Source organism: Fulvitalea axinellae (assembly GCF_036492835.1).
GTDB classification, from domain to species: Bacteria; Bacteroidota; Bacteroidia; order Cytophagales; family Cyclobacteriaceae; genus Fulvitalea; species Fulvitalea axinellae.
In genome coordinates this window covers 1-11033 of record NZ_AP025314.1, presented here as the reverse complement: position 1 = coordinate 11033, position 11033 = coordinate 1, and the positions used below count along the sequence as shown (strand labels likewise).

The 11033-nt window shown below is 46.0% G+C and carries 7 protein-coding genes; all 7 read right to left on the bottom strand.

All coding sequences use genetic code 11. From position 1 onward, the window contains the following. Positions 1 to 126 precede the first annotated feature (126 nt). Complete coding sequence (locus tag AABK39_RS00035; RefSeq protein ID WP_338392894.1) at positions 127 to 1527, bottom strand: tetratricopeptide repeat protein; 1401 nt, start codon at positions 1525 to 1527, stop codon at positions 127 to 129. A gap of 6 nt (positions 1528 to 1533) precedes the next feature. Next, a complete protein-coding gene (locus AABK39_RS00030; protein ID WP_338392893.1) occupies positions 1534 to 1959 on the bottom strand; it encodes a tetratricopeptide repeat protein in 426 nt (141 codons plus the stop codon). Positions 1960 to 2545: 586 nt separating this feature from the next. Further along, positions 2546 to 4267: an Ig-like domain-containing domain gene (locus tag AABK39_RS00025; protein WP_338392892.1), complete on the bottom strand. Its 1722-nt coding sequence runs from the start codon at positions 4265 to 4267 to the stop codon at positions 2546 to 2548. Between the two features lie 131 nt (positions 4268 to 4398). Further along, entirely contained in the window at positions 4399 to 6264 is a 1866-nt protein-coding gene (gene mnmG / locus AABK39_RS00020; protein ID WP_338392891.1) for a tRNA uridine-5-carboxymethylaminomethyl(34) synthesis enzyme MnmG, read from the bottom strand. 512 nt (positions 6265 to 6776) lie between these two features. Beyond that, positions 6777 to 7190 carry an rRNA maturation RNase YbeY gene (gene ybeY, locus AABK39_RS00015; protein ID WP_338392890.1) on the bottom strand — a complete coding sequence of 138 codons (414 nt, stop codon included), beginning with the start codon at positions 7188 to 7190 and terminating at the stop codon, positions 6777 to 6779. Between the two features lie 3 nt (positions 7191 to 7193). Next, complete coding sequence (locus AABK39_RS00010; protein WP_338392889.1) at positions 7194 to 7595, bottom strand: ATP-binding protein; 402 nt, start codon at positions 7593 to 7595, stop codon at positions 7194 to 7196. Further along, positions 7595 to 10933 (bottom strand): DUF4175 family protein, encoded by a 3339-nt coding sequence (locus AABK39_RS00005; RefSeq protein ID WP_338392888.1) that lies wholly within the window; start codon positions 10931 to 10933, stop codon positions 7595 to 7597. Before AABK39_RS00005 ends, AABK39_RS00010 begins: the two co-directional genes overlap by 1 nt. Positions 10934 to 11033 lie beyond the last annotated feature (100 nt).

The following is an 11033-nucleotide window of genomic DNA, read 5'->3' as shown; positions in this document are numbered from 1 at the left end:
TTACGCAAAATAAGGTTACCGATTATAAAAAATATCCTCTGGTTTTGAGAAAAAGAAAGGCGCTCACAAAAAGTAAGCGCCTTGAATTTTTCATAAAAAAGCATTTTTCATACAACCATCCGAAAGCTACCGGAGGGCATCGCCCCTAAGCTTTCTATAGCGTTTCCGGGCTTCGGCGGTATAAACGCTTCCGGGGTATTTCACCATTAATTCCTTATAGGTATCCATAGCTTTGGCCATGTCTTCTTTCCCTGTTTCGTACACCTTTCCGAGCATAAAGTAAGCGTCGTCGGTGAGGATATCTCCGGAGTATTCGGTAACGATCTTCTGCAAAGCCGTTACGCTTTGGTCAAACTCACCGACTTCAAAAAGAACTTTGGCTTTAAGGTAAAGAAGCTCGTCTTCCAGACTATGGCCCGGAAACTCGTAAAGCATTTTCTCCACGGCTTCCAAAGCTTCTTGTCTACGGTTTTGGTACATCAGCAAATCGATGGCCGCGTAGCGTTTCATCGCCGTTTCCGTCGAGTCAAGTCCCGTATTATCCTTGATAAGCAGGCTGAGCGCCATTGCGTCGTTTGAGATCTCTCGGCTAGTCGCCTCTTTCAGAATGTCGAGGTGGCCTTTCGAAAGCTCGAACTCGCCTTTGTAGTAAGAAAGCTTGGCGTTTTTGAGTTTGGCTTTGTAAGCAATAGGTGAGTCCTTCACTTCCTTTTCCACTTGCGAGTAGAGTAGGGAGGCTTCCCAGGGCTCGCCTGTCAACACAAACATATCGCCGAGGCTGAGCTTCGACTCCATCCTCAAACTGCGCGGAGCCCGCGGGTATTTGATCACGTATTCCAGATCAGCGATGGCCGAATCGTATTCCTTGAGATAAAACGCGTGCAAGAGCGCCTTCTCGCGTCTGGATTCCATTGCCGTAACTGTATTCCCCATTTCGGCTACAAGGCCCGCATAGTCCTTCGTTAGCTTCCTGATGGCCTCTTTGTTTATTGGGTAATCGTTCGTCACCCAAGTGGCCCGGGTTCTGATATCGCTTTTTCTGGCCATTGCGTAGTAGGGCGAGTCCGGAAAGTTCTTAACGATATAGGCGTACATTTCCGAAGCCGTCTCATGTTCGTCATTAGCCAAAGCTATCCGCGCGATCTCATAAATTCTCTCGCCCCTGCCGTTGAATCTTTTTTCCAACGACCGCGCCTGCACAAACGCCCCGAAAAAGTTCTTCTGTTGCAAATACGTCCAAACCAACAGCTCGTTGTAAACCGACACGTTTTGCTCTTTCTGGGACAGCTGGATAAGCTTAGTCTCCAAAGCCTCCAACTCCTCGTCCGTTTTCAGCACGCGTTGCCAGATTCCCTTGATGTAATTGATATTGTCAGGATTTCGCTTCAAGATTCCGATATACTCATCGATCATCTTTTCCTTCCTGTTCGTAAGCACGTAAAGGTTGGCCAGTTCGTACGCAAACAGGTCATCCCTTTTCAACGCCTCCCTACAAGCCTTGTAAGCCTCTTCTGTGTGGTCGTACAATTGTTTTTAATAAAAGTATCGGGCGAGGTTCCGGGAGTCTCTCTGGCTCGACGCAACTCTTTTTATAAGCGCGCTGAATTTCGCCTTCGCCTCGTCTTCCTTTCCCCGGGCTTTGAGCAGGCTTCCTTGGTCGGCTTGATAAACTATAACTTTAGGATAAAGCTTGACCAATTTTCGCAAATGCTTGTCCGCTGTTTTAAAATCTCCGGAGGATATCAACAGGCTCAGGTACTGGTTGTGGATAACCCGCATGTTTTCCTTCTTTTTCGCCAGCTGACGGAAAATCTCCAGCGCTTTGTCCACTTCCCCTTTCGCCAGATACTCATTCGCCAAGTAGATGTTCTGCGTGTCTTGCGCCCGAACGTTGAACGAACCGGCTAACACGCAAAAAAGCGCAAGGAAAATGACCGGGAAAATTTTTTTGTTTTTCAAAAACGAGCTTTTTATCAACATCCCAGTAATAATAATTTATTTTTTATTTAAAGAAATATCTGTTGTTACTATTAAGCTGTGGATAAGTGGAAAACTGAAGTCCGATTTTTTTACCCACACAGATTTAAATTTACGCGCTATTTTCGAATCTTATCCCCAAAATTATCCACAATTTTTCTTATTGACTATAAGGCTCTTAAAGCCATTTTGTTGATAAGTTTAAGAGAATGTGGATAATGAAGCCGAATAGAGTGTGAATAGCCTTTCTGTAGATAACTTGGGGATTGAAAGCGCGAAAGTTCTTTTTTGTCCACAATCGGGGATTGTTTGTCCGCGGTTGTTGATAAGTATTGTGGGTAACCCCTGATTATCGCGCATTTTATCCACAGTTAATCAACACAATTCAGGGTATTTATACCCATAACTTTTGCAGCTTTCGTGCTAGAAGTGGATTTCGGCAAAAAATGAGGTACCGGTGTTGATAAATAGGGGAGGAAATCGATTTTGAAATCGCTAAAGTTTGAAAAATAAAAAACGGGAAGCCCATTTCTGGACTTCCCGTTTTTGGTTGGAGATTTTTTCTAAATCAGAATTGCATATCGATGCCTGTGCGTTCCCAGTTCGCTCTAATCACGATAAGTCCGGGATAGAAGTAGACGGGCTCAGGCGGAATCACCTCCATAATATTTCCAGGATCCCATTCGCCGGATCCGTCCTTGTCAACAAGAATACGTAGATAATATTTTCCGGGATCTACATTCAAAAATGCGTAGTCTTTCGGATTAATTCGTTCGTCAATCAGATTATAGCGGTCATCCAAAAGTTGAAGGATATAAGACTTTTCGTCTGTGATAATTTTCCCGAGTATGCTTCCCACATTTTCGCTCTGCGCAAAGCTGTAGCTTTTATCGATTGCCGTGGCCGAATCCTGTTCTATACTTACAAAGGTTCCTTCTTTTAAATTCAATTTAACCGTTTTGAAAATAGGAGCCTCTACAGTGTCAGGATGTATAATCGTATCGAGTTCCAGATTTTTGCGCAGGCTTACAATGTTGCGGGTATCGTTCCACGTGAAATCTTCTTCGGTGATCGGTAACACGTTCAGAGAATCGTAGAAGAAGTACGCGCTGTCGTAATTTACCTTTTCGATTGGTTTTGAAAACCAGTACCAATTCGAAAAATCGTTCGAGATATATCTGCGGGATTGCTCGCCTGATTTTTGCTCAAGCTTTGCCTTCTTACGTTTGGTTTCCCTGAATTTAACAAAAGTCTCGTACGTAATCTCATTATGTACGGAGTCCATAGCGGTAACTTTTACCCTTAGGCTGTCTTCCTCCGTCATGTTTCGGGTATTGTAAAACCGTATCGTTTTGTTGTCTTCCAGTAAATTGTTGGGCAGGAAAATTTCCTGAACATCGAATTCTGTCCTGTAAGATTTGATCGGTTTATTAAAGCTGGTGACGAAATACGTTCCCGAAATCAAGGACTTTGTGGTGTAGAGCGAATCCATGTTTACGTCCACAATGCTCAGTTTGAGACTGTCGAATTCGTGGTTTAGCTCTATAATTCCGTCATGAAAGCCGGCTTTTTCCTTTTTCGGATCAAAGATCAGGTTTTGGTTTTTGTCCTGATACGTATACAACATGTACTTTCCTTCACGAATATGCGCCAAGGTGTATATTCCTTCCTTATCCGTTTTGGTAAAGTACAGCGGCTTTGAGTTGAAAATATTCAGCGTATCGTCGCTTCTGTAAAGCGCTACGACGGCTCCTTCCTCTGGCTGATTAGTCAGTAAATCTTTGACTTTCCCGTGGAGAAACATGGAATCGAGCTCGGGACCGGTGCTGAATGTAAAAACATTTTCCGCCAAAACGTTTTTTTCCGTCACGTCCTGTACCACTTCCTGAAAGTTCAACGTATAAGTCGTGTTACTGTCGAGCGGTTGGTCGAATGTGATTTCGAACGTCCGGCCACCCTTCAGCTTTATGTCGTATTCATTCTCTGAAGAGGGAGTGATAATAAGGTCTTTTTTAGCGTTTTTCAGCTGAACGTATTCATCAAACTGTATACGAACCTTTTTTCCATTGAAATTGGTCGACAAGTTTGGAGGAGTTGAAGACTCGATCATTGGAGGGATCGTGTCTTTTGGACCACCCGTAAGGGCGCGTTGGCTGGCGCATCCGCTACTGGATATAAGCCCTGCCCAAACGCCACCCGCCAGTAGGAGAGGGGCGTGGCGTTTTGCCCGCTTCCAAATACGGGCGATTAGTTTTTTGTTGGTACGGCGCATCATGCTGTTCTGATTCAAGAAGGCAATTTACCAAAATCGGAATTGAATAATATAATGAAGAAGGACACAGTATGTAAAAATACGTTAACAGCAAAAGGGACGCCTATTTGGCGTCCCTGGAGTGTTTATTCGTCGTTGTTCTGTGTTTTTTACTTTCCGAGATACACCATCAGGATGGAAATATCGGCAGGGGAGACTCCGCTGATCCTTGACGCTTGTCCAAGATTAGTCGGTTTTTGCTTCCCGAGTTTTTCACGTGCTTCAGAAGAAAGAGCCGTTACTTTAGAGAAATCGAAATCATTTCCGATTAGAACCTTGTCAAGGCTCTCCATTTTTTCCGCCGTTTTCTGTTCCTTATCTATATACGTGTCGTATTTGACAAGAATTTCGGCCTGCTCAACTTCCTGAGTCGTGTATTGGGATAAATGATCGGCGAGTTTATCGGAAAGGAATCTCAGTTTGTCCTGACTCATTTCCGGTCTTTTTAGCAATTTGAACGGGCTAGTCCCTTCTTTAAGAGTCGCAGTACCCAGTTCTTCCAGCTTTTCATTTATTTGTACGGGCTTAACTTTTATGGTTTTCAGCTCTTCCAAAAGCTTTTTCACGTTGGTGTCTTTCTCTTGGCTTTTGGCCAAACGTTCGTCTGTAGCCAAACCGATTTCATGTCCAAGCTTTGTTAGACGCGAATCCGCATTATCTTGACGGAGCAAAATACGGTATTCGGCACGCGAAGTAAACATTCGGTAGGGCTCGTTTGTGCCTTTGTTTACCAAGTCGTCGATTAATACACCGATGTACGCTTCCGATCTTTTTAGAACAAAATCCTCTTTGTCGTCTACTCGAAGCGCTGCGTTTACACCGGCAATCAGACCTTGTCCGCCCGCTTCTTCGTATCCGGTGGTTCCGTTTATCTGTCCAGCAAAGTACAAATTGCGCAATTGACGAGTTTCCAGAGTCAGTTTTAGCTGAGTAGGGGGGAAGAAATCGTATTCGATCGCATAGCCTGGCCTGAACATTTTCACGTTTTCAAAACCTTCGATCTTACGTAGAGCTTCGTATTGTACGTTTTCAGGCAGTGAAGACGAAAAACCGTTTACGTAAACTTCGCAAGTGTCCCAACCTTCGGGCTCGACAAAGATCTGGTGGCGGTCACGCTCGGCAAATCTGTTTATCTTGTCTTCGATAGAAGGGCAGTACCTCGGGCCGATGCCCTGAATCCTTCCGTTGAACATCGGAGATTTCTCGAAACCCGTCTTTAGCGTTTCGTGCACTTCCGGATTCGTGTATGTTATATAGCAACTGCGCTGTTTTTCGAGCGTAGTCGTTTCGTCGCTGTACGAGAATTTTTCCGGATTTTCGTCGCCGGGCTGTTCGCCCATCAAGTCGTAATTCAACGATCGGCCGTCAACTCTTGGCGGAGTTCCGGTTTTCATTCTGCCGGCCTCAAAGCCTAGCTCGACCAATTGTTCCGTAATTCCTTTCGACGCTCCTTCTCCCGTACGCCCGCCACCGAACTGCTTTTCGCCGATGTGTATGCGCCCGTTCAGGAAAGTTCCGTTTGTCAGCACTACGGTTTTTGACGGAATCTCAAGGCCTAGACTGGTTTTAACACCCTTTACAACGCCGTTTTTGATCACCAAGCCAGTGACCATTTCTTGCCAAAAATCCACGTTCGGATTTCTTTCAAGCCTAATTCTCCACTCTTCCGCAAACCGCATTCTATCGCTTTGCGCTCTGGGGCTCCACATAGCGGGGCCTTTCGAGCGGTTCAGCATGCGGAATTGGATCATGGTTTTGTCAGTAACAATACCCATTTGGCCGCCCAAAGCGTCAATTTCACGGACTATCTGCCCTTTGGCCACACCGCCCACAGCCGGGTTACATGACATTTGAGCGATAGTATTCATATTCATGGTGACCAGCATTACGCTTTTTCCCATGTTTGCGGCGGCGGCAGCGGCTTCGCATCCGGCATGGCCTGCCCCGACTACAATGACGTCGTATTCCTTGAACATTCTGATTCCTTTTGCTGTCTAAGCTAACGTTCCACGTGGAACAATCGTGTTGTACATATCGATTTGTTTGAGCTTTAGACTTTTCCGCTACAAATTTACTTTAAAATTCTATTAGATGATAATCAAGCTAAAATTTGAAAATATGTGATAAGATGTATTTGCGGATTTTGTTCCACGTGGAACATTGTGCTTTTTCACTTTGATGTTGCGAGCCGGATCTGGAACGTAAATTTGATTAAAACAAGGAAAAAGGAAATGTTCCACGTGGAACATTTCCTTTTCGAATGGCGTGAAACACACAACGTAAATATGCCAGTAACGGAAATGTAATTTTAAAATTATGCCGGAAATGTTTTGACGTTATGTAGGCGTAAGTTCTGGCGGTCGATTGGTTTAAATGGGCAATCAAGCTTCAAAGACGCTTAACAGAGCCGAATTTTAAGGATAAAAAAAATCCGTGAAACATTTGTTTCACGGACGTGTACGTTTCACAATATTTTTACCGCCTAAAATCAATATGCGGCCAATGCTTCGTCTTCCTTCTTTCTCATGTTTTCGGCCTCTTCCGGCGATTTGTCCTTGAAGCCCAAGAGATGCAGCACTCCGTGAATAATAACTCTGCGGAGTTCGTTTTCAAACGTTTTTCCAAACTTGGAGGCGTTTTCCCGAATGCGTTCCACACTAACGAAAACGTCGCTTTCTATTACGCCTTCCTCTTCGGAGTTGTCAAAGGTAATGATGTCCGTATAGGTGTCGTGGTCTAGATATTCTACATTTATTTTATGCAGGTACTCGTCTGAACAGAAAATATAATTTAGCTCGGCAAGTTCGAAACCGTGTCGTTCTATCACCCCCTCAATCCACTCTGTCGTTTTTCCGGCTTCGGAAAGTTCGAACTCTATGTCTTCCGTGAAAATGTTGATCATTCCTTAGTTCAGGTAAAATGCGAGTACCACTTCTTTTCCGTCGTTATTGAATTCCACCTCGTCGCAAAGGTGTTTCATCAGAAAAATTCCCCTGCCGCAGGGTTTGTGCAGGTTTTCGGGAGCTGTCGGGTCCGGGAGACTGTCGTAGTCGAAGCCGGGGCCCTCGTCTCCGATAGTGAAGCGGATCTGTTCGTCGGAATGAGACATGGTTAGCTTCACTAGCTTGTCTTTGTCGCCGTTGTTTCCGTGCTGGATCGCATTGTTCACCGCTTCGGTGACCGCGATCATGATGTTGCCGTATACGTCGTCGTTAAGGTGGTATTTATCCTTGGAGTTATCGATAAAACTCTCGACTATCCGAACGTTGTCGGGCAATGAAGGGATTTCTAAGTTGATGGAATCCATTACTTGCTAGCTTGTTTATTTTTCCGCTGAAAGAACCTCTCCACCTCGTTTTTGTAGTAGGGATTGAAGCGCATCGGGACAGTCTTCAGTCTTTCCAGCTCTTTTTCTTTCAATTTAATATATTCCTCGAAAGCTTTCGGTATCGCCTTGTCATAATCGCTGGCTTTTTCGGCTTCTCTTTTTTCGTCAAGATCCCGTTCCTTTTGCGCTTTCTCGGCTTCGAGCATTCTGGTAAGGATTTCTTTCTGGCGCTTGATCATCTTTTGGGTGAGCTGTTTGTTTACCAGCTCCTGTTCGGTCATCTCCATTTCGCGAAGAGTCTTTTCCAATCCGTTGTCGCCAGCTTTCTTGCCGTTTTTACCGTCTTTTCCTTCTTCCAGCAAATCTCCGGGTTTTCCTTTTCCTTCCTTCTCCAGAGCCCTGCGTATTTGCTCTTGCTCCGCGGCAATTTTAGCGATTTCCTTCGAGAGTTCACGCCCTTTTTTACCACTCTTTTTCAGTTGTTCGATTTTCTTGTTCAACTGCTTCTGAAGGTCGCTCAGCTTCATGTTTCCGGGCTTGCTTTGGCTCTGTTTGCTTTTTCCGTTTCCGCTGCCGTTCATCTGGTTTTGCATCTGCGACATAACCTGGTCAAGCAAAAGGGCCAAGTCGTTCATCGATGTCATTGTGAGCTGTTGGTGGGTCAGGGCGCCGGAAATGCTTCGTTCTTTTATGTCGGTGAGCGATTTGTCCATGTTGGAGTTCATCTCGTTTACCTTGCGGGTTACGAAGGACGAAATCTGGAATACGCGTTGAGCGAGCGCGTTCAGGCTGTCTTTGATGACTTGCGTGTCGTCTTTAAGCTTGAGCTGTCGCTGGGAGATTTTTACGAATTTCGGGTCACTGAGGTTTACGGCCCGTAGGGTTTTCATGATTTCTTCTTGATCGAAGGACGCCGTAATCAGGTTTGACTGGATATCGCGGAGGTTGTCGAGGTTTTCCTGCATGGCCTGCATTTCCATACCCGATTGCATATCGCGCATTTTCTGCGCTAGCTTTTTCATGTCTTTCGACATCTCCTTCTGGCTCTCCTGGGCCTTTTTGCTCTGTTTTTTCTGTACGGCGTTTTTGAAATCCTGCTGTTTTTGCTCGATGGATTTTTCCTGCTCTTTGGTATCGGGCATGGCGTTCGGGTTTTTCAGGTCCTGATTAAGCTGCTCAAGCTCTTTCATGTCCTCTTTCATCCCGTCCATTTCCTTGTCTATTTTCTCCTGCTCCATCGCCAACTCGTCCAAGTCCTTGTTTTTGGTTTTCTTGTCGGCGAGTTCTTTTTGCTTTTCGCTGAGGTTTTCCATGTTCTGGGCCATATTCTCCAGCTTCATGTCGTATTTCATTTTCTTGAAAAGCTCAAGCGTGCGCTCCAGTTCCTCTTCCAGGTTCTCTTCGTTGTGCTTTATCTGGTCCAGTTTGTTGCGGACGGCGTCGGGGTCCTGGTTTTGTTCGCTCAGCAGTTTTTGGAGCTCTTCGTAGAGTTTCTTCGTTTTGTCGTCCAGCACTTCGTCCATCAGCTTTTGGAGCTTCTCTACGTTTTCGGCGATCTTCTCGTTCTCTTGGCTGTTTTCGAACTGCTTGCGCTTTTGCAATTCGTCCTTAAACTGCTCTTTCAGGTTTTCGATGTCTTCCTCTATCTTCTTGCGGCGTTCCTGAAGGTGTTCCAGAGCCTGTTTGTCTTGCCAGTCGAGATAGTTTTTTCCGCGAAGCCTCTCCTCTACCCTTTCTATGTTTTTCTTGAGGTCTTGGGCGTTTTTGAGGGCGTCGTCCATCTCGGTGGCGGTTCTTTGGCTGGATTCGGCTATGTTGTCCTTGATTTCTTTCCTCGACGGAACCCGGAAGGTGAAAGTCCCGGTCTTGGATGATTTGCGTCCGTTGATGGCGTCGTTGTCGGTTACTTGTAGGAAATAGGCCACTTCTTCGCCCGGTTCTAGACCGAGGCTGTCGAGAAACCACTGGTGGTAGTAGCCTTGGTGGCGGCGTCCGCGCTCTATCCGGATCGGTACGCGGCGGTAGCGTTTGTCGGCCGGGCGCTTATAAAGGATGTTCAGGGCGGTAAGGCCGTAGTCGTCGCTGATATCGCCACCGAAAATCACGTAGCTGAAAAGCGTGGTGTCCTGAAATTGCTTAAGGGTAATCTTCGGGTATTTGTCTTTTACTACATCCACTTTGTAGCGGATCTTGTCGGCGTTTGAGCCGAAGTCGTTGTCGAGCGCTAGTTCGTATTCGGTGGGTTTTGTAAAGGTTTTTTCGAAATTGAAAACGCCTTCTTTTCCTTGTCCCAAGTTGTGGTGCGTAGTGGAATCACGGGAAGCAAGACTGATTTTTGCGCTGTCGGAATGTTGGGTGTGGAATCTCCAAACGGCCTTAGTCCCTTCCGGAACGGTGATATTGCCGAGATTGGCCAGCATTTCGTCGGTTTTGCCGGTATAGGCCGGATAATCCAGAGCGATATCAAAATGGCTGAGCGCCGGCCGGTTTTTCACGGCTACGGTGTATGGGCCCTGTTCAAATCCGGCGGCTTCGAAGGTGAATGTTTTGCTGTCCTGAATTTTCGGAAAAAGGAAAGTGAATTGTCCGTTGTCGTCTTTCCGCATCTTGATCCGCCTTTTGTTGTGGATCATATATACGCTTTCCGGCATCAGTTCCCCTTCCGCCACCACTTGCAGGCGATAGTCCTCGTTTCTGAAAGCGAGCAGAAATTCGTTTACGATCCGCAACGTAAACGGTTTTTTCGGTTCGAAAGCCTCGTTGTGCCTTACCAATCTTTCCGTTCCGTCTTTCATTGTTTTAGGAATGAAGACAAACAGCCCGGCGATAAGCAGAACGGGAATGACCAAATAGGGAAGGAAACGCCTGTTTTTGCGGAGCTTGACAACTTTGGAGAAATCGTGACGGGCGATTTTGCTTCCCTGTTGCTGTACCGCGGCTTGGGCGAGCTCGTTTTCTTTGTCCTTGCTGAGTTGCAGAAGGTTGAGAAGGCGGTCGCTCACCGACGGGATTTTCTTGCCGATAAGTTCCGCCGCCTCTTTATCGGAAATCCCTTTGCGAAGACCGACAAGTATGGCCAGAGACTTGGCCGGGCCCAAGATAAACCCGACGGCGACAGCCAGTAAATAAGTGTAAAAAAGCACGGTCCGTGCGACGATGCCGAAATGCAGGGCGGATTCCGCCAAAGTTATGGTTAGGTAAAGCGCCAAGGAGCCAGCTAGCCAGAGCGTTCCCGTCTTCAGGAGAGCGTTCGTGTGATAGCGTTTTTTGAATCGCTTTAGCTTTTTTTCGATATCGCCGGTACGGAAATCAGACATTTTTTAACGGATTAGGTTTTGCGGAAACTTTAGTTCGGCCTTGCTTGGAGGCTTAAGTTTTAGTCCCCGAAATTTTGTGCCCTATCGGGTAACAATTTAA

Coding starts and splice junctions, on each gene's coding strand:
- mnmG (WP_338392891.1), bottom strand. CDS start 6,264: ATGTTCAAGGAATACGACGTCATTGTAGTCGGGGCAGGCCATGCCGGA.
- ybeY (WP_338392890.1), bottom strand. CDS start 7,190: ATGATCAACATTTTCACGGAAGACATAGAGTTCGAACTTTCCGAAGCC.
- AABK39_RS00010 (WP_338392889.1), bottom strand. CDS start 7,595: ATGGATTCCATCAACTTAGAAATCCCTTCATTGCCCGACAACGTTCGG.
- AABK39_RS00005 (WP_338392888.1), bottom strand. CDS start 10,933: ATGTCTGATTTCCGTACCGGCGATATCGAAAAAAAGCTAAAGCGATTC.